The sequence below is a fragment of the Moorena sp. SIO1F2 genome, from assembly GCF_010672755.1.
Taxonomy (GTDB): Bacteria; Cyanobacteriota; Cyanobacteriia; order Cyanobacteriales; family Coleofasciculaceae; genus Moorena.
In genome coordinates this window covers 1-18410 of the sequence record NZ_JAAHFV010000099.1, presented here as the reverse complement: position 1 = coordinate 18410, position 18410 = coordinate 1, and the positions used below count along the sequence as shown (strand labels likewise).

Annotated in this window: 20 protein-coding genes and 1 pseudogene; 10 read left to right on the top strand and 11 right to left on the bottom strand. The window is 43.8% G+C overall.

All coding sequences use genetic code 11. The annotated features are described in order from the left end of the window. From F6J94_RS14145 to F6J94_RS14130, 4 genes are all read left to right on the top strand, one after another. Positions 1-689: protein phosphatase 2C domain-containing protein (locus F6J94_RS14145; RefSeq protein WP_293041050.1), on the top strand; the 689-nt coding region annotated here is incomplete at its 5' end. 3 nt (positions 690-692) lie between these two features. Next, complete coding sequence (locus F6J94_RS14140; RefSeq protein WP_293041047.1) at positions 693-2114, top strand: lipopolysaccharide kinase InaA family protein; 1422 nt, start codon at positions 693-695, stop codon at positions 2112-2114. Positions 2115-2414: 300 nt separating this feature from the next. Next, positions 2415-3896: a hypothetical protein gene (locus F6J94_RS14135; protein ID WP_293041044.1), complete on the top strand. Its 1482-nt coding sequence runs from the start codon at positions 2415-2417 to the stop codon at positions 3894-3896. 54 nt (positions 3897-3950) lie between these two features. Further along, entirely contained in the window at positions 3951-4232 is a 282-nt protein-coding gene (locus F6J94_RS14130) for a hypothetical protein (protein WP_293041041.1), read from the top strand. Between the two features lie 71 nt (positions 4233-4303). Here F6J94_RS14130 and F6J94_RS14125 read toward each other — a convergent pair whose 3' ends face one another. The 3 genes from F6J94_RS14125 to F6J94_RS14115 all read right to left on the bottom strand — a co-directional run bounded on the left by F6J94_RS14125 (position 4304) and on the right by F6J94_RS14115 (position 6858). Then, positions 4304-4579 (bottom strand): hypothetical protein, encoded by a 276-nt coding sequence (locus tag F6J94_RS14125; protein WP_293022672.1) that lies wholly within the window; start codon positions 4577-4579, stop codon positions 4304-4306. 749 nt (positions 4580-5328) lie between these two features. Beyond that, positions 5329-5901 (bottom strand): sigma-70 family RNA polymerase sigma factor, encoded by a 573-nt coding sequence (locus F6J94_RS14120; protein WP_293041038.1) that lies wholly within the window; start codon positions 5899-5901, stop codon positions 5329-5331. 153 nt (positions 5902-6054) lie between these two features. Continuing rightward, entirely contained in the window at positions 6055-6858 is an 804-nt protein-coding gene (locus F6J94_RS14115; RefSeq protein ID WP_293041035.1) for a cysteine dioxygenase family protein, read from the bottom strand. A gap of 331 nt (positions 6859-7189) precedes the next feature. Here F6J94_RS14115 and F6J94_RS14110 point away from each other — a divergent pair, with 331 nt between their 5' ends. Next, positions 7190-7393: a hypothetical protein gene (locus F6J94_RS14110; RefSeq protein WP_293041032.1), complete on the top strand. Its 204-nt coding sequence runs from the start codon at positions 7190-7192 to the stop codon at positions 7391-7393. A 134-nt stretch (positions 7394-7527) separates the two neighbouring features. Here the strand turns inward: F6J94_RS14110 and F6J94_RS14105 are convergent, their stop codons facing one another. From F6J94_RS14105 to F6J94_RS14090, 4 genes are all read right to left on the bottom strand, one after another. Further along, on the bottom strand, positions 7528-7875 hold the full coding sequence (locus tag F6J94_RS14105) for a hypothetical protein (protein ID WP_293041029.1): 348 nt from the start codon (positions 7873-7875) through the stop codon (positions 7528-7530). Between the two features lie 56 nt (positions 7876-7931). Further along, complete coding sequence (locus F6J94_RS14100) at positions 7932-8210, bottom strand: hypothetical protein (protein WP_293022686.1); 279 nt, start codon at positions 8208-8210, stop codon at positions 7932-7934. Positions 8211-8288: 78 nt separating this feature from the next. Further along, entirely contained in the window at positions 8289-9698 is a 1410-nt protein-coding gene (locus F6J94_RS14095; RefSeq protein WP_293041026.1) for an AAA-like domain-containing protein, read from the bottom strand. A gap of 623 nt (positions 9699-10321) precedes the next feature. Then, positions 10322-12025 carry a SulP family inorganic anion transporter gene (locus F6J94_RS14090; protein WP_293041024.1) on the bottom strand — a complete coding sequence of 568 codons (1704 nt, stop codon included), beginning with the start codon at positions 12023-12025 and terminating at the stop codon, positions 10322-10324. Between the two features lie 289 nt (positions 12026-12314). Here F6J94_RS14090 and F6J94_RS14085 point away from each other — a divergent pair, with 289 nt between their 5' ends. Both F6J94_RS14085 and F6J94_RS14080 read left to right on the top strand, forming a co-directional pair. Next, positions 12315-12440, top strand: a complete 126-nt coding sequence (locus F6J94_RS14085; protein ID WP_293041020.1) for a hypothetical protein — start codon at positions 12315-12317, stop codon at positions 12438-12440. A gap of 403 nt (positions 12441-12843) precedes the next feature. Then, positions 12844-13056, top strand: coding sequence for a hypothetical protein (locus tag F6J94_RS14080; RefSeq protein ID WP_293022697.1), 213 nt, complete (start codon positions 12844-12846; stop codon positions 13054-13056). 350 nt (positions 13057-13406) lie between these two features. Here the strand turns inward: F6J94_RS14080 and F6J94_RS14075 are convergent, their stop codons facing one another. Beyond that, positions 13407-13655, bottom strand: coding sequence for a type II toxin-antitoxin system ParD family antitoxin (locus F6J94_RS14075; RefSeq protein ID WP_293041017.1), 249 nt, complete (start codon positions 13653-13655; stop codon positions 13407-13409). Positions 13656-13867: 212 nt separating this feature from the next. Then, complete coding sequence (locus F6J94_RS14070) at positions 13868-14047, bottom strand: hypothetical protein (protein ID WP_293041015.1); 180 nt, start codon at positions 14045-14047, stop codon at positions 13868-13870. Between the two features lie 126 nt (positions 14048-14173). On the opposite strand from F6J94_RS14070, the gene F6J94_RS14065 reads away from it, so the two are divergent. The 3 genes from F6J94_RS14065 to F6J94_RS14055 all read left to right on the top strand — a co-directional run bounded on the left by F6J94_RS14065 (position 14174) and on the right by F6J94_RS14055 (position 17033). Further along, positions 14174-14365: a hypothetical protein gene (locus tag F6J94_RS14065; RefSeq protein WP_143727904.1), complete on the top strand. Its 192-nt coding sequence runs from the start codon at positions 14174-14176 to the stop codon at positions 14363-14365. A gap of 341 nt (positions 14366-14706) precedes the next feature. Next, on the top strand, positions 14707-15975 hold the full coding sequence (locus tag F6J94_RS14060) for a tetratricopeptide repeat protein (protein ID WP_293041012.1): 1269 nt from the start codon (positions 14707-14709) through the stop codon (positions 15973-15975). Then, entirely contained in the window at positions 15948-17033 is a 1086-nt protein-coding gene (locus F6J94_RS14055; protein WP_293041009.1) for a hypothetical protein, read from the top strand. Before F6J94_RS14060 ends, F6J94_RS14055 begins: the two co-directional genes overlap by 28 nt. A 62-nt stretch (positions 17034-17095) precedes the next feature. On the opposite strand, the gene F6J94_RS14050 is transcribed toward F6J94_RS14055, so the two are convergent. Together F6J94_RS14050 and F6J94_RS14045 are read right to left on the bottom strand one after the other, a co-directional pair. Next, positions 17096-17881, bottom strand: coding sequence for a Uma2 family endonuclease (locus tag F6J94_RS14050; RefSeq protein ID WP_293041006.1), 786 nt, complete (start codon positions 17879-17881; stop codon positions 17096-17098). A gap of 121 nt (positions 17882-18002) precedes the next feature. Further along, positions 18003-18410, bottom strand: a pseudogene (locus F6J94_RS14045) (Uma2 family endonuclease); the annotation flags it as partial.

Here is an 18410-nt window from a genome sequence, read left to right as displayed (position 1 = left end):
TTACCACTGTTAAAGCAGGAGAAAATAACTTTAGTATCGTACTAACTTGTCAGGTTGGTGATGGCATGTTGGCTGCTGTTTCTCAAGAAAGTAAGCTGCAGTTATTAGGGAAGCCAGATACTGGAGAGCATGGCGGACAAACTGAGTTTATTACCTCGAAAAAGGTATTAGATAAAAACAATCTTTTGCAAAAGACATATATATTCCCTGGAAAATTAAGGGCATTGATGGTGATGAGTGATGGTGTATCAGAAGACTACTTCCCTCACAACCCTGGGATGTTGGAGTTATACGGGGATTTAGTACTCAATCAAATCGTTAATATTTCTCAGCCGGACGAAACGGAAATTAGCCAGCAGCTACGAAATACGCACCTGGGTAGTAGAGGTGGTGTTGAAGAAGCCAAGCATATTTTCCAGGACGAAGTAGAGCGAATTCTACCTGATCAATCCAATGAACCTAAAACAGTTTTTATTCGCTCTGTTGGTCAATATGCTAGGGAACTAGGTAAGGATGTTAAGGAAGTTGTCGCTTCTAGTGCTTTACTAGCGGCAGGTAGAAACCAGATGTGCTCTCAATGTCACCAAATGAATCCAGAAGAGAAGTTACAACTTTGGCTAGATTCTTACTACCGTAGAAGCTCATTCGATGATCGCACTTTAGTTGTTCTTTATCGGGAGGACGTTTAATTAATGGAGAGGGCAACTCTGGCAGACGGCAGTACTGTGGAATATTTTCCCGAGCCCATTGGGGAAGGTGCCATGAAGCAGGTGTATTTGACCGCCGATAAATCTTCTGTTATTTGCTTCTACAAAGATCCAAGTGCAGGTTCAAATCCAAATCGCATAGCACGCTTAGAAGCAATCTTGAATGGTTTCAATCCTACTCTTGGCCATCAGGGGGACTATTACAAAAAGCTGTTTTGTTGGCCGACAGCTATTGTAAAACAACCCCACCTAGGCATCATTACTCCTGTTTATCCGTCTAATTACTTTTTTGCCACTGGTAATTGGCAGGGGAAAGAAAAAGAAGGTAAGTGGTTTGTGGGAAAAACTGCTAGTGGCAAACTTTTGCGGGATTTACTTCCGGAAGCAGAACGGGGAACTTGGATCAATTATTTTAAAATTTGTATTCATTTAGCACGGGCGGTGAGACGATTACACCACGCCGGTTTGGCTCATTCGGATTTATCTAACAAAAATGTGTTGATAGATCCAACGTCTGGAGAATGTATTGTTATTGATATTGACTCATTGGTTGTTCCTGATTTGTTTCCACCGGATGTGTTGGGAACCAGGGGATATATTGCACCGGAAGTACTGTCAACTCTTCATTTACCCCTCGATGACCCTAACCGTCAGAATCCCAGGGCAGAAACCGATCAACATGCTCTGGCTGTACTAATTTACCAGTATTTACTGGGCAGACACCCGCTAGAAGGACCAAAGACTTATCCGGCAGCATCGGCTGAAGAACAGGAACGGATGGAGATGGGGTCAAAAGCTCTATTCGTTGAACATCCTACAGATAGTTCTAATCGACCAAGGGATTTAAAAATACCATACACTGCCCTTGGCCCCGATCTGAGTAAGCTGTTTAAGAGAGCATTTATTGATGGCTTACATTCGCCCCAAAAGCGACCAGCAGCCATTGAATGGGAGCGCAGTCTGATTAAAACGTGGGATTTATTGTTAACTTGTCGCAACGGTTATTGTCCCAGTCACTGGTTTGTTTTACACAACAGAAATCAAGTTAGATGCCCATTCTGTGGTTCACAACCCAAGGGTAATATTCCCATACTTAGGTTGCGCAAAGAAATTCATTCTGGGGCATGGACACTAGACGGAGAGGTGGTTGTTTATCACAATCTTTCTCTGTTTAAATGGCACGCTTTTGATCACGTCTTTCCAGGACCCAATGCTGACCGCACTCCTCAAGCTTACTGCGTGCTTCATCAAGGACAATGGTTACTAATCAACCAAAATCTGACTTCTCTAACTTCCCCTAAAGGGAATTTAGTGCCTCCTCAAAGCGCTGTCAGGTTAGAGGATGGAGTCCAATTCAGGCTGTCCCAAGAACCACATGGTAGACTGGTAGAAGTTCAAATGCTTTAACGTAAGCATTCAGCCGTCAGCTGTCAGCCGTCAGCTTTCCGTAACAGAGATTAAAAGAATGCTTACCTGTTTTCTTCAAAAGTTCCGTAGCTTACCCATAGCGCTAATCGCTGACCGCTGATACGCGACACGCTGATAGCTGAATGCTTACGCTTTAACTATTGCAGTTCCAATTGGTTGAGGTACTTTCATACTCGATTTTAGGGAGCAGGGAGCAGGGAGTAGGGAGTAGGGATTAGGGAGTGGGGGTAATACAATTGAATTTACCTCATAACTATCAAAAACGCTATAGTTAAACTAATGCTAGGATTCATAGAACAACTTAAGCAGTGGGTAGATAAGTTTAAACAACAGAACGTTACGCGAACGCAAGTTGTTAAGCCAGAGCAAAAACAGAAAATAGAGGCTCCTCCCCTTAGCCAAACCAAGCAAGAGAGCAGCAGGAGTGAAAGCTTGAAGGTAAAGGAATCGTTTCATCAATCAACCAAACAAACTCTTCAAGAAAAACTGGACTCGTTACAGGATGATACAAGGTTGCAATTATGGCCTCCTCATGGGGAATACCAAGGTCCAGTGGTAATTAATCGTCCCTTGACTATAGAAGGAGAAGGTGCAACCATTTGGGCATTGACTGGACCAGTATTGTTAATTAACTCAGGCGGGGTAAAGCTACGTAATCTCAGGGTTGAAGTCACGGGAGAAGCAAGGGGCGATTCTCAACAACAGTGTGCCATCCTAGTCAAATCGGGACAAAACCTGCAGTTGAATGATGTAGAAGTACGAGGCTTAGTGATGGGATTACCAGAAGAAGAAGGTGGATGGAATTATCCCAAATCATTACATTTGGGTAAACTTGCCTACGGTAAGGAACAAGATCTGCTGCTACGGATGATTGTCCCAGTTGAGTGTCGAATTGCTAGCAGTATACATGGACTAAGATTTGAACCGGACCGACTTAACCCAGGTCGCAATGAGATTCGGTTGCATATAGATAGACTGCCAGAAGATACGTTAATCAATGGTACTATTTTTCTAGCTACTAGTTCCCTAAAGCGACGCATCACCTTAACTGCACACATTTTATCTTTGCCTAATCAGGAAGTTGTCAACAGTGAGGAGGGGGTAGTCTGGGAACCAGAAGAGTGGGAAAATTATGTGCCAGTGCCAGAGCTGGATGACTCTTTTGCTAATACTGAGTCTACTGAGTCTGTTGTAGTGGAACAGCCGAAACCTACAGAGGTTATAGTACCCCCAAGCGTTCCAGAAACCCTACAGGAAAGCTCACCTGAGCAATCTTATTCTTCTGTAAAGTACAAACTTAGCCCAGGAGAGAAACCTAACCAGAAACTTTTTAATCAGCAAAGCCAAGCTTCTGCTGTTGAATCTCCAAGCAACTCAGATCGGGACTATCAGATAGGTAAAGAGATAGGTAAGGCTTTTTCGATACCAAACCAGCAGCAAAACCCAAACTCACCAGTGGATACGGAAGAAAAATCATCACAAAAATCATCTCAGCTTCCGGCACTGTTTGTCAATCAAGAGTCAAAGGTGGAGAAGCAAAATAACGTTTATACTTCGTCAATTAATCAGCAATCACAACAGCAATCACAACCGATTAACCCGATTTTTAATGAATCTTCTGTTCCTAATCAATCTTCAGAGGAACTAGAGCAAAACAGCAGTTCTCCAGATAGTCCTGATTCAAGGCCAAGAAAGATAGTTAGATCAAAGGAAATTTCACCTTTGTTTGGAAACAGTAGTCAGGATAAACAGTCAAATTAAATAAAAAACGAGTATCAAGGGTAACTGTTCAGGGGGTAGAAATGCGATGCTTCTTTGGAGCCGCTACGCGAACGCAAAAAATCCCAACCAGATTCTGGTAATCTGAGAACCATAGATTACAACTGCTCCGCTTACTATAGCACTGCATCGCTGTTCCCTGTTCCCTGTTCCCTGTTCCCTGTTCCCTACTCCCTAGATACACCAGGAGGAAGGCGCAGAAGAAGGGAATCTGGCGATCGCCTAATCCTACGCTACCCTGGGAATTTCGCAGAGGTACTAGGGCGTGTTTTCTTGCCTCGGAGATCCCCCGTTTCCCTTAAAAAAGGGGGACTTTGAGTATGGCTCCCCCCTTTTTTAAGGGGGGCTGGGGGGGATCATAATCTTGCGGAAAACTTTGAAAACACGCCCTAGAGGTTAGCCGTCGGCGACAAGTCCCGGTATGGGACTTGATTTTTTCGACCCATCTCTATTCGAGTTGCTCGGTGTTGATTTTCTGGATGTTTAATCTCGCCATCATTGCTGAGGAGAGCAATAACTATGAAAGCTATTGCTACGCAAACAAAGATCACTGATCCAGGACGACTTTCGTTGATATAGCGTTCACGATTGCACTTTAGACAGACGTAATGATCTGCGTTTTGAGAATCCTGAATCCAGGGACAATACATCTGATCGCATTTCATGATTATAACCCTCAAGTCCAGACTACAATAAAGATAAGATCTCGCAAAGCTAACCAAAGCTTGACAGTATTTGACTGAAAATATTTAAGACCATGGTTCAAGTATGTAAGTAAGGTTATGGAGCCCCACAACATAAACCATCTTGCCAGCTTAAACGGTTGTAAGTTGATTATATTTGGTATCAAAAAATAGCAGTTAAAACGAATTATGACGCCCGTATAAACTGGAAATATTCCAGTAAAACATGGTTTTATGTCAGGTTATTGTTGACTTTGCACTGTTGACTATGCACCCTTAATAAAAATCAAATCACTTGCAAACCGAAAAAAGGAAACTTAATGCACTTTTTTCGCTTCTAATAGTTAGATGCGTAGATCCTGATTATGTGACAAAACGTTTGAGTTACACAGACAGGACTTACGCACAGACTCCATGGGTAGGGTGGGCAAAACCTTGCCCACCCTACAGGTAGCATTAAATTGAGGGATTTGCGTCAGTCCTAACAGATAAGCTTTGACGTACTTATAGCAATTCTAAGACTCATGAGGTACACACTATTAGTCTCACTCCACCCCTTACCCGCGCCCAGGTTACGCACTCCCCACACTCTTAACCCTACACTCTTAACCCTATTCCCATTAACCCAGGACGAAGTACATCAAGCAATTGAGAACTTGATAACTGCTATATTTTCCTTTAATGTGCCCCCAAAAATTGCGTTATTTCGGGTCGCTACATCCAGAAAATTATCACTTCTTAAGCTTAAGAAAGAAAATTTCCCTCAGTTTTTTCAAAGCGCGACTTCCCCTCTGACGCACCTTGTTAATAGTTGTTTTGGTAATGGCAGTGTCTGGGTACAACTCTGACGATATCTGCTCCCAGCTCAGCTCACGAAAGAATCGCATGACCAGTAGTTGGTGAAAGTCCGGCTTGGTTTGCTTAAGTTCCTTGAGGGCTAAAGCTAGGATCTGTCCTAGTGTGCCATCACAGTCAAGGTCGTCCCTTGGGCTACCAAAAATTTGGCTTTGCATCATGTGCCCGAGATTCTGGATTAACTTTTTTTCCGATAGTTCCCTCCTTTTCTCTTGCAAAATAATGCGCTCCCCAACTTTCTTCGCCCACGCCTCGGGGTTTTTAATCGGGCGTTCTAAGCGCTCGACTTCCGCTGCCTTCTCCGATACCTGGCTGAGGATGTCGTCCGAGTCACACCGATGCCGCAATTTGCACCCCGACAAGAGCTTGTCATAGTACCCTTTGAGATACTGGACTTGTAGAGGATCTAAGGGCGTTAATCCCCAGTTTTTTGGTGGTAGAGGACTCATGCATTTACCTCAGTATTACATAGTGTTGATTGGATGCATCTCAAAGTTGTAAATCTATAACGAGGGCGATGCAGTGGCCTCACGGGGGTTTCCCCCATCAGCGACTGCATCAAGACAGTGAGATGCACCCTATTTGTTTGGGTTGTCTAGACCCTAAGCAATCATTAAGCGACAGATCTCTTCCATGTCCTCGTTTGAATTGCTCCAAATAGCTGCTGGCTTGCACTCACTGATATTGGTTTCCCAATTCATATTGTCTGGTGGCGTACCAAATCTAAAGTGCAGGGTGACCAGATCTTTGGAGGAATTATTAGCCATTAGGTGATATTGCTTGCGGTCAATGCAAACCAGTTGATTCTCCCCAAACAGCTCGCCAGGTCTGGAGGGCATTTTGTCAGGCTCTAGGCCCTCGTCTTGGTTAGGGAAGCGATGGGTCATTTCTCCTTTGTAGACGAGGATTGCATCTAGGGACTGACCGTGGTGGTGGGCAGTGGTACCTTGCCCCGGTCTCCAGCCAATCATATAAATGGTCAGGGCTGTGGTTTTAAAAATGGCTTTGCGCGAGAAATCTTGTTCATTAAAGCTGATATATTGGTCGAGAAATCTGTGCTTCAGTTTGGTTTGGGTTACTAGTTCCTTAAAAGTTTCAAACGTCACTTGATGGGAGGGAACCCGCGTAAGATTATAAGCAAGGTTCTTGATGGAAAGGGAACTCACCACCAAGTCGTAATCAGGTATTGCCCCGGTGCTGAGTTGGTAGTCAATTAACTGATCTGCTTGGCACAGCCAATAGTTTAGTTCTTGGTCGTACCGGCTATAGCTTAGGATCTCTGTGATGCTTTGAGCATCTTGTGATGACAACTCAGGTTGGGTCACTAGGCGACAGTACTCTGTGACCAGCTTGGCGAGCTGTTGGTCGGAGCTGCCAAAAAGGTTTACGTGGTAGTTAGTTTCCATAAGTTTTCAATTTGTCATTTTCTTTCCCTCCATAAACTTTAGATGCACAAACAGCCAATGTGTGACACCAGCCTCTGAATGCAGATCGCCATGGTGCATCTCATATTTGTAAAAAAGAAGGGAAGTGTAGAGAGTGTGGGGCGGGGGCGCGGGGAGTGTGGGGCGGGGGCGCGGGAAGTGTGGGGTGCATCTGACACCGATTACAAGCTGATTTTATCGGTCTAAAGCACTGGCCACCCTACGATTAATTTTATTAAAAATATAGACAAAGAAAAACTATTTTCTAGGTAATTTAATGTCGGTGGGCAGGGGTGCATCTCATTAAAGTTGTTTGACCCAGTGGGTGGCATGGGCATCAGGCGTGGAACGGGCATCAGGCGTGGAACGGGCATCAGGCGTGGAACGGGCATCAGGCGTGGAACGGGCATCAGGCGTGGAACGGGCATCTTGCGTGGAACGGGCATCTTGCGTGGAACGGGCATCTTGCGTGGAACGGGCATCTTGCCCGTTTCCTTCCTCGGGCGGGCTGTCCTAACACTGCCAAAGAAGCGGAAAATGAGTGCGAGCCCTTCCCTTACGCAACCTACGCAACATTTACTTCTGTTGTGGTTCAAGAGGCGATCTGAGTCAAGTTCAGATCGCACTCTATCAAGTTTGGTTCAATAAAAACTAAACGAATTCAAATACAGAATCGTTCAAATCGAGACCTATGGGGGAGTTTTCTATCAAACCAATCAAATCATTTGAACCGGAACTTTCCTCGATAGCGTAAATTCCTAGTCCCTGAACCACATCCCCAGAATCAAGGGTGACGGTTTCTTCTTGCAATTCATAGCCAGCAGAATTTCCGTGGAGTTGAATCCTATCCTCAAAGAGATTCAAATCTGTGATGATAGCAAAATCACTCTCGCCTAGATCGTCATAGTAAGCTTGATTAGCATCACCAAGCACAAATAGATCTCCTCCAGAACCACCAATTAACGAGTCAATTTCGTTCAAACCGGGTGTTATTGCCAAGGGATTAGCGCCAAAGAGAGTATCATTGCCATCACCCCCAAAGAGAGTATCATTACCTATGCCACCCTCAAGGGAGTATCATTACCTATGCCACCATCTAGTAAGTCATCACCAGCATCGCCAAACAGTTCGTCAGTGCCGCCACCTCCCCAAAGGGTGTCATTTCCGGGGATAATAATTATAGGCTGCTCTTCTGGAGCATTGCGATCGCCAAATAGCCGATCGTATCCACCTCCACCACGCAGTTGATCATCATCACCCAAACCAAAGATTCTGTCGCTGTTGTTTGTGCCAGGTAGCACATTAGGATTGCTATTACCAAAAATATCTGGCATTCATGATTGCTGTTTCATTAGCTGATAGCTGACAGCTGTTCGCGCAGCGTGCGCGTAGCGCAGATGCTTACCTAAAAGCTAAAACTTGGTAGAAATATTCCCGATACAAATTGCAGCGAGAACATAGTTACCCTGTCGCTCTACCAAGCCCATACTGTGTAGTTTGTAAATCTCGATCGGATTTAGTTCCACTGGCTCAGATGAGGTGACAACTTTCTTGAGGGCCTGAAGCAACTCTGGTAATTGTTGCAGTGTTTCTAAATGTCGCCGCAAATGGTTGCTATAAATACCTGCTTCTGTTGGTGCATCTTGCCACAACTGCTGGAATGTTACCTTGCCAGAGCCAATTTCATACATCGCCAACCGTACCAGATAGGGATGACCAGATACCATTGTCATTAATTTCTCTATCTGGGCATTCTCCCAATTTAGTCCATGGAGATGAGCCAAATTTTTTACCTGCTGTTGGTCAAACTCTCGCAACTCCACTGGAATCCCGGCGTTAAAGGGAGATTGATTTAAGTCTAAGGGAATATAAACTTCTGTAGAATGTGCTATCACTAGCCGCAGTTGCTTCCAGATATCTGAAATCTTGGCTTTCTCATGCCAGCTGCGCAGCATCCCTAAAAAGTCTTCTATTACTTCGGGGTAGGGGAAAACTCGATCGACTTCATCCAATGCTAAGACCAGGGGAGAATCTATTTCTGCCAGTAAATACTCTTCAAAATAGACTGTGCAGTTATCGTTACTCCCCAAAATCTCTGTATCCCAATAATCATTTAACTGATTGTCTAACTTTAATTGCCGACCAACTTTCAAACAGAGCCAGCGTAGGAATTTATCTAAATCCGTTAAAATGGCTCGGTCTACACTGCTCAAATCTAAATACACCGTTTGAAAATCCTGGGATTGAGCATGAGCTAGAATCCTCATCATTAAGGAGGTTTTTCCCATTAGCTTTGGTGCTTTAATCCGAATCAGGGAACCAGGCATAATAACGGTATCGTAACCGAGAGATTCGATGCTGTCTCGCTCCACATAAAGAGGTGAATCCAGCGCCACCCAACCCGACGGAAATGGTAGCTTTGTTAGCGGCTCAGATGGTGGCTGCTCTCCATTGGTGCCCACTGATGTACCTTGACACTTTTTCCAGGCTCTTTTCAGTGCTTGTTTGAAACTATTTTTGGTAACCCTTTCTCCTAAGGCTTCTGACAGCTTATTCCATAATTTGTTGCCGATATCTTTGTTAAGATACTCAGCACTGTAGCCATACCTATTGGCGATCTGATCATAGGTTTTCCCTTCCCAAGAACCCTGAAGTACTGTGGTTTCAATGTCACTGAGATGTTTGCCTGTATTTTTGAAGACAACTTGATCAGCAGACTCTTTTGCTTGTATCCAAGCTAACTCTGATTCTGAGTCTACTCCAGAGACTACACTCAGAACTGGATGGGAGGGGTAAAACTCATCAAATGCTTGAGCAATCATGTCAGTAAAAATGTTTTGGGAATATTAGGGCAAGGCAAGAGGCAAACGTTGAGGTAGGGTGGGCAGTGGCTAGCAAAGCGATTGTCAGCTTTTCAATTGGTCTTATCCACTGCCCACCCTACGGCTCACTACGGCTCACTCTATGCTATGAGGTACAAATAGATCCCCCTAAATCCCCCTTATCAAGGGGGACTTTGAGGTTTAGAAGCGTACCTCATAAATCCTATAAACGCTATAGTACTTATCACCCTGTTGTTGGCTATTTATGCAAGACGTCGATATTTTAAGTTAGTTTAAATAATTTTTATTTTTGTTAACTAAACAACTATCAAAAGGTATCAAAAAGTCAGAAGCGTTGAACGTTTTAAACATTCAACGCTTCAGTGCTATTATTACTAAGGATTAAGTAACTAACGCAAATTCTTTCTCATTTGTAACGTTTGCTAATTGATTAATCAGGTTTGTTTAAGGAAAAGCTGATTAATCAATTAGCAAAGCTGATTAATCAGTTATCGAACTCAAGTTTTTTTAAGCCAAAGCTGGAAACCATTAAGGAAAGGTGATTGATCAGTTATCGAACTCAAGTTTTTTTAAGCCAAAGCTATAAATGCTTACAACAAAACTTATATATCAGCTGACAAATCAAAATTAGCTTGTGCCTGACTTGGTGCATAATTTTGATAGTTATTCACGATCGTACGAGACCACCGCAGTGCTTCTAAACGAGTCAATTCTAGGTTTTGGGCTGGAATCTTATGCCAGATATCCAAGCTTTGTAAGCGCTTTCTGGTTTTGCCTGCTGCCCCTACAATAAATACTTGACGACCTTTATCTAAGGCTTCTTGAATCGCATTTTCCAAAGCTAGGGTAGCGGTAACACCTAAAATAGGTACATCACTGAAATCCAGAATCAGCACATCAAAACCTTCAATAGCATTGTGTTGACGGGAAATTGCCTTGGCAACCCCAAAAATCATCGGTCCACTGAGATGAAACAGTACAATACGACCATCACCTTGATCCAATAGTACTTTTTCTTCCTGGGAAAGCTGAATTTCCTCATCGTCATAGGTAATCGCCTTAACACTGTCTGCCCGATGATTACTAAGACGCTCAATGGTGAGGATATTGGCAACAAATACTCCCACTCCCACGGCCACAATCAAGTCAACAAAAACAGTCAGTAAAATCACCCCGTACATAATCAGGGATGCTTTCCAAGAAATTTTATGGGCACGCTTGAGGAAACCCCAGTCAATAATATCAATACCTACCTTGAGGGCGATACCAGCCAAAACAGCAAGGGGAATACTTTGGGTGAGGGGGGCAGCCCAAAGCACAACTACTAGTAATGCTAAAGCACGGGCGATTCCAGAAAGGGCAGTCCTACCCCCGGTTTGGATATTAACCACAGTTCCCATGGTTGCGCCAGCTCCAGGAATACCGCCAAATAAACCGGATACCAAATTACCTAAACCCTGACCCATCAACTCTTTGTTAGAGTCATGTTCGGTACGGGTTAAACTATCAGCCACCAGGGACGTTAGTAATGCATCAATGCAGCCCAGTGTAGCTAGCACCAAAGCATCAACCACCATTAATTGTAACTGTTCAGTGGTAAACACCGGTAGACGCAAACTAGGCAAACCAACAGCAATTTCCCCAATACGGCGAATATCTACCCCAGAGAAAAACACCAAAGACAAAACTGTTCCCAGAATTAAGGCTACCAACTGGGGGGGTACGATGCGTTTCCATTTGCGGGGCATCAAAACAAGAATTGCTACCGTCAAAACCGCTAAAACAGTTTCAATCGGGTTGATGTTTGCTATCAGTGTGGGCAAACTAGTAACTGTGCCAATGACGCCACCCTTAGGGCTACCTTGACCCAAGAAAGGAGCAGTTTGCAAAATAATTAGTATGATTCCAATACCCGACATAAAACCGGAAATGACGGTGTAGGGCATCAACGTAATGTATTTGCCTAGGCGCAGAAAGCCAAACAGAATTTGAAAAATTCCGGCTAACATGACCACGGTAAACGCCATAGCCATGCCGTTTTCTGGATTAGCAGCGGTAAGGTTAGCAATTACCGCTGTCATCACCACGGTCATGGGGCCAGTGGGTTCAGAAATTAGGGTGGGAGTACCTCCAAATACCGCAGCAAAAAAGCCGATTAATACAGCACCCCACAAACCAGCTTCTGCCCCAGCACCGGAGGCGACACCGAAGGTAAGAGCCATGGGGAGGGCGATAACGGCGGCGGTTAGTCCACCAAAAATATCCCCCCTAATGTTACGAAAGTGAATTTGGTTAGTTAGTTGCATTGTTAAATTACATTTAGGTAATTGTTACATTACATGTAGGTAACTACTTTTTAGTGTACTGCAAATACATCCATTAGATTTATTTAATGATCTTACTAAAATCATTTACTTAAGTCTATGGCAAAGGCACAAGCCCCAGAAACATAAGCCTTTAACTTAATATTAATAATTTATTAATAAATACATTAACTTTAAAAAAACTCATGGCAATTATCGATTTGCTTTATCGGCAGGGGAGATAGGGAGATGGGGAGATGGGGACCCACCCCTAACCCCTCCCAGGAGGGGAATGGGGAGATGGGGACCCACCCCTAACCCCTCCCAGGAGGGGAATGGGGAGATGGGGAGATGGGGAGAGAGATGTAGGGTGGGCAGTGCGTACCAACAGGATTGTGAGGTTTTGAATTGGTATTAGGCACTGCCCACCTGACCAGTAATTTTATTAAAAATCTAGATAACTATTTGATAGTTAATTTGATGTCGGTGGGCAGTGCCTAACATACCGATTACAAGCTGATATTTTCGGTCTTAGGCACTGCCCACCCTACGATTAATATAGTTAATTTGATGTTGGTGGGCAGTGCAAAAACAAGGGATTATCAGCTAATATTATGGGTCTGAAACACTGCCCACCCTACGATTAATTTTATTACTATTCCCGATTCCCGATTCCCGATTCCCGATTCCCGATTCCCGATTCCCGATTCCCGATTCCCGATTCCCGATTTCTTAATAAAAAAAAATTTTCTAAACCCCTTGACACTCTATTTATTTATTGATAAATTAATAATGTCAACAAACTCAAGAGATAATTTCAGATGAGTAACAATTTTCCTCCTTCCGACAACCAAGGTGCCTTACCCAAGAAAGCCAAGCTCCTTTTGATCGGTTCTCCTGAAAAGGTTCGCAAAACAATTAATGCCATTTATTCCCTTAAGTATGCGGAGCCGGACGAGTGGAGCACTCCGGAGCCTACCGGAAAGCCTGGTGAGGTTATGACCTTTTTGATTCGATACTTTTACATAGATTAAGATAGGAGTTTGCCAGGGTTGCCCCCTGGCAAATCAGGAATGGTGAAGGATGTTTGGTGAAGGAGGGTGAAGCAGCATGAAGCAAAATGAGTTGGGATGTTATTGCTTTTCAGTAGTTGCTGACTAACTCGGGAATCATGCCATAATTGAGATCTGAAATTATCGATTTTGAGCTGTACTTGTGGAACGTTAAAGTACAGAATTCGGTCAAGGATTGGGGTTAACCCAAACTTGACCGATTTTTTTTAGGGAGTCGGGAGTCGGGAGTCGGGAGTCGGGAGTCGGGAGTAGGGAAAAAATCCTGTGTACCTAATTAATATGAGAAACGCTGTAATTATCCGATGTATCAGTTATTTCCCGGATTGGTCAAACCGCTGTCTGATATTGGTGCGAATATCTTCCCAATCGTCAGCTGTCATTGGTGTTGGCTCTGGGCTACTTAGTCCTTTAAGAATTTCCATTTCTAGGGCGTATCTAGTTTTCTGCTTTTGGTCAGCTCGAATTAGCTCTCGAATGTACTCGCTAGCGCTGCTATAACCCCCTAAGGCTACCTGAGCTTGAATAAACTCTTTCATCTGAGAGGGCAGGGCAATGTTCATTGTCTCCATTGGGATACCTAGTTACTTACTACTTGTTTATAGCTATATTGTCAATAATTGCCAATGGATTGTCAATGTAGAGACTGGCCCCGCACTCAACCCAACTCCAACGCCTATGTTAAGGGTTGTTATTACTTAGCCTGCGCCCTACAATAAAAAGCGGGAACAAAAAAATGTGAGCCAGCTGCAATTACCCCTAGATCAGCTATCAGCTAATGCGCTACGTCACAGCGTCGTTCGCACAGCGTGGCCAAACGCGCCCCGCGTGGCCTAAAGGCCAAGGCCAAAGCCTGTGCCACGTTACTTGAGGTGCTATCAGCTGATGCCCTTGGCTGACGGCTGACGGCTGACGGCTGACGGCTGACGGCTGACCGCTGAATGCTTACAGTCAAGCTTTTCGAGCTTTGTAGTACAAATCTATAAAATAAAATATATAAGCTGCAAGAACAATTAAGTTTAATTGTAAGAATTCAGGTGAGGGGGGTTGACAAAACTGAAAAAATCGGTAACCTAACAGCATGAGCAGAAAACTCGCACTGAACAAGCTAGAGCCAAAAGCCCTCAAACAACTGGCAAGGGAGCAGTTGGTATGGCTGATATTGGAGCAGCAAAAGTACATCAAGCAACAGACGACACTTCAAAAAAGTCATTCCCTAGTTCCCTATTCCCTATTTCCATTAATCCACAACTTGTGTACCTCACCTATTTAAGAAATGCTATATACCGATTTCAGCTTTTGACTTATAAGGAGAAACGGGATGTTAAGGGTCTTGGTGGGTAAGTCCTGTGGGAGATCAACCTGGTATTGAAAGTTTCCTGCATAACTTTTGGTGGTTAGCCGGATAAGTCTATAGATACTGAAAAATCAGCGATCAGCTATCAGCTATCAGCTATCAGCTGATGCCCTTGGCTGACGGCTGACGGCTGACGGCTGACCGCTGAATGCTTACAGTCAAGCTTTTCGAGCTTAGTAGTACAAATCTATAAAATAAAATATATAAGTTGGAAGAACAATTAAGTTTAATTTTTACATCTTTGACCCACAAAGTAAATGAATACTCCTCCCTTAGATGAGGCGCTCAAGACTTACGAAATAGCCCTTGATAACCTGGAAGATTCAGCATCACCGATGTCTGAAGAGCAAATTATCGCGGTTTTAAATGCTAGGGATTTTGTTCACGCTACTGGTCAGGCAAAAGTTTACTATTCTTATCACCAACAAAAAAAGCTTGTTGCCTTGGATGTGCGCCTCAAACAACAAGCTTGGCAGATTAGCCAGGTTATTGATTTTGCCAGCTGGCGAACTAGTTTGAAACCCCCAGACACAGCTTGGTGGTGGCATTTAGAAACAGAACCGGAGCTTGCCCGCTGGCAATGGTGGGATTGGTTATGGCGAGGATTGAGCATTGCTGGCTGGACGGCGAATCTTGGCTTGTTAATCGACCTTCTGCCTCGTTTTCTGATAGCAGGCACTGGATTTGCGGGAGCAGTAGCAATTGCTTTTCCCAGTCTTTTGACCGTATTACAAGCGATCAGCGAACTAACGGAAACCGGACAAGAAGGATTTGATAAATTATTAATCCGACTGGGTATTCCCAAGCATTTTCATGCCGAAGCCCAGCTCGGGGCGACGGAGTTATTACTGGTAATCTTACTAGGTTTTCACTTTTGTTTGCCCAATTTTTCTAATTTCTCTAATAGAAGAGGTTTTGAAAAGTATAAGCAAGGTCAACTCGCCAGTGCTGAAGCCCACTATCAGCAAGCGTTAGCCCTTAATCCTGATAATGTCAAAGCTCACTACAACTTAGCTGTAGTATACGAAAATTTACAACAGTTTGACAAAGCCAGAACTCAATACCAATTCGCCGTAAAAGGCGGTTTTGTCAAAGCCTATAACAACTTAGGTCGCTTGCATATTCTTAACAACAAACCCTCCTTAGCTATCCCCTTACTCTTCAAAGGTTTAGCCGGGGCTGGGCAAGCAAGCATCAAAGTTCGATACGACCTGATGAAAAACTTGGGTTGGGCTTTACTCAAGCAAGGGCGAGAGGAGCAAGCAGAACCAATTCTCCGGAGCGCGGTCTCTTTAGGCAGTAGTCCAGAAGGTATTGAAAAAATCAGCAATCGCGGTTCAGCCCACTGCTTATTAGCTCAGGTTTATCAAGGACAAAACCAGAAAACCAAAGCCCTGACCCAGTGGCAAAAATGTTGTCAATTGGGGTCAAGTGCTAATCCTGATGAGGATCTGTGGCTGGGCTTAGCTCATAAAAAATTAAAGGAGGAAAATCAATCATGTGGTCAAAACAATGGAAAACCTTAATTGCCTTTGCACTGGGGCTAGGTGTGACAGTCCCTTTCATCAAACCTGCCCTGCCTCAAATACCAAGGTTTAACCTAATTATCGCCTTGGCTCCTCCAGGTGAAGTCAAATTCCAGAAGCCCAATTGGTCAAATTTTCAACCAGCTTCTATTGGTAATTTACTCAGGGGGGATTATCAGCTGTTGGTAGGCTCAAATGCTACCGTTGAAGTCCTGTGTTCCAACTGGACAACCTGGAAACCTGAACCGGGAAGAACTTCCACCGTTAATGAAGGCTGTCCTACCGCCGGAGATAGTATAATAATTCACTCAGAGGATTATACCGCTCCTACTAGGGCAGCAAATAATCAAAACATTCCTTATCTATTAAGTCCGAGGAACACATCCTTACTCGACAACCGACCCACCCTACGCTGGCATCAGGTTGAAGGTGCAGAACGTTACTCTGTTAGGATTCGTGGACAAGGATTAGATCTAGACTGGAAAACCTACACTAGGGAGACAGAAATTCTTTATTCAGGGGAACAACCTCTAGCACCTGGTTATTATTCGTTAATTGTTGAGACTGACAAAGGTAAACGTTCTATAGAGGAAGGGGAATTTGGTTTTCGGGTACTTGATGAAAAGAAAGCTACCACCCTATTAAAAGAAGTAGAGGAACTCCAGCAAAAACAGTTAAGTGAAGAAGCGAATTCCTTAGCCCTAGCCCATTTTTACCTCAGGGAAGACTTGAAATATAATGCCATTGATATCCTCGAACAAAGCATCAAAGATGGTAATACTTTGGTAGCCACCTATCAACTGCTAGGGGATACCTACACAGAAGTGGGATTAAATCGACTGGCAAAGGAGCGTTACCTCAAAGGTTTAGAACTGGCTAAAGCAGCATCAGATTTAAACAGTCAAGCGGAAATACAAAAGAGTTTAGTAACTATCAGCTTAATTATTGACAGTAAAGAGGAAGCTTTACAGTGGTTGGAAAAAGCCCAAGTTAGTTATCGGGCTTTAGGAGATGAATCAAAGGTGAATCAATTAGAAGAGAATAAAAGTAAAATTTGACAGGCGGCTCTGGATTGAAGGTATGGGGTATCGGTATGGTTTAAACTTATCAATCAAATAGCTTACAGGTCAAAATCCTCGGGATTTATCCCTTTTGCTTTTAATTGCTCTAGCAATGCTTTCATACGAGTTCGTTCAAGCTCTAAAGCTTGCTGTGCTTGCTCTGCCCGTTGTGATGCCTGTTGTTTTTCGAGTCTTTCAAGCTCTAAAGCTTCCTGTGTTTGTTCTAAAGCTTCTTCTGCCTGTTCTGCTCGTTGACGTTGTTGTTCTTTCTGCTCACTAATTTCTAAATAGCTAGCAAAAGGCTCACCATTGGGATAATACAGCACCAATTGAGATGCTACTAACTCAAAGGTAATTCCTAAACGGGGACTCACCCAACCAAGCATCTGAGGGATGGGTTCTAGTTTTTCTGATGAACGCAACCAACCTTTTAGTTTTGCTCTATTTGGATCATAGAGATAGTACTCTTCTACTCCATGGGTCCGGTAAAACTTGAGTTTATCGTCTTCTAATTCTTTGATGGTGTTGGTTTCTGATGCAATTTCAAAGGTGACTTCGGGATTAAGGTTATCTTCAACCCAGGTCTTGTAAGAACGCCGATGCCCTTTCGGTCTACCGATAACTACCATCACATCCGGGGCTTGGTTGATTTTGGGTTGTCCTTGTATTGGATACCACAACAAATCCCCGGCAACGAATACATTAGGGTCATCTTTGAAGTGGACTTCTAGGCCATACTTAATGGTGGTAATTAGTTCAAATTGAAGGGTATTGTCGGCCATTGGTTTCCCGTCACTTTCGGGATAGAAGATGTCATCGGTGGTGGGAGTAATTTGCTGAACCATAGGAAAAATTGTTTGGGTTAATGGGAGTCGGGATCCCCCCTAGCCCCCCTTAATAAGGGGGGAATGGAGTAGGGAACAGGAAAAATCCTGTCTACCTGATTACTAGGAGAATTGCTAGAGATTATAGGTTAAAATCCTCGGGATTTATCCCTTTGGCTTTTAATTGCTCTAGCAATGCTTTCATACGAATTCGTTCAAGCTCTAAAGCTTGCTCCGCTTGTTCTGCCCGTTGGCGTTCTTGTTCTTTTTCGAGCCTTTCGAGCTCTGCCCGTTGTGATGCCTGTTGTTTTTCGAGTCTTTCAAGCTCTAAAGCTTCCTGCGCTTGCTCTGCCCGTTGGCGTTCTTGTTCTTTTGCCAGCCTTTCGAGCTCTGCCTGTTGTTGAGCCATATCTCTTTGCTCACTAATTTCTAAATAGCTAGCAAAAGGCTCACCATTGGGATAATACAGCACCAATTGAGATGCTACTAACTCAAAGGTAATTCCTAAACGGGGACTCACCCATCCCCCAGATGCTGGGTTGGGTGAGTC

Excerpts from the sequence above, each read along its gene's own strand:
- F6J94_RS14140 (WP_293041047.1), top strand. The coding sequence starts at position 693 with ATGGAGAGGGCAACTCTGGCAGACGGCAGTACTGTGGAATATTTTCCC.
- F6J94_RS14135 (WP_293041044.1), top strand. The coding sequence starts at position 2,415 with ATGCTAGGATTCATAGAACAACTTAAGCAGTGGGTAGATAAGTTTAAA.
- F6J94_RS14125 (WP_293022672.1), bottom strand. The coding sequence starts at position 4,579 with ATGAAATGCGATCAGATGTATTGTCCCTGGATTCAGGATTCTCAAAAC.
- F6J94_RS14120 (WP_293041038.1), bottom strand. The coding sequence starts at position 5,901 with ATGAGTCCTCTACCACCAAAAAACTGGGGATTAACGCCCTTAGATCCT.
- F6J94_RS14115 (WP_293041035.1), bottom strand. The coding sequence starts at position 6,858 with ATGGAAACTAACTACCACGTAAACCTTTTTGGCAGCTCCGACCAACAG.
- F6J94_RS14100 (WP_293022686.1), bottom strand. The coding sequence starts at position 8,210 with ATGCCAGATATTTTTGGTAATAGCAATCCTAATGTGCTACCTGGCACA.
- F6J94_RS14095 (WP_293041026.1), bottom strand. The coding sequence starts at position 9,698 with ATGATTGCTCAAGCATTTGATGAGTTTTACCCCTCCCATCCAGTTCTG.
- F6J94_RS14090 (WP_293041024.1), bottom strand. The coding sequence starts at position 12,025 with ATGCAACTAACTAACCAAATTCACTTTCGTAACATTAGGGGGGATATT.
- F6J94_RS14085 (WP_293041020.1), top strand. The coding sequence starts at position 12,315 with ATGGGGAGATGGGGACCCACCCCTAACCCCTCCCAGGAGGGGAATGGG.
- F6J94_RS14080 (WP_293022697.1), top strand. The coding sequence starts at position 12,844 with ATGAGTAACAATTTTCCTCCTTCCGACAACCAAGGTGCCTTACCCAAG.
- F6J94_RS14075 (WP_293041017.1), bottom strand. The coding sequence starts at position 13,655 with ATGAACATTGCCCTGCCCTCTCAGATGAAAGAGTTTATTCAAGCTCAG.
- F6J94_RS14065 (WP_143727904.1), top strand. The coding sequence starts at position 14,174 with ATGAGCAGAAAACTCGCACTGAACAAGCTAGAGCCAAAAGCCCTCAAA.
- F6J94_RS14060 (WP_293041012.1), top strand. The coding sequence starts at position 14,707 with ATGAATACTCCTCCCTTAGATGAGGCGCTCAAGACTTACGAAATAGCC.
- F6J94_RS14055 (WP_293041009.1), top strand. The coding sequence starts at position 15,948 with ATGTGGTCAAAACAATGGAAAACCTTAATTGCCTTTGCACTGGGGCTA.
- F6J94_RS14050 (WP_293041006.1), bottom strand. The coding sequence starts at position 17,881 with ATGGTTCAGCAAATTACTCCCACCACCGATGACATCTTCTATCCCGAA.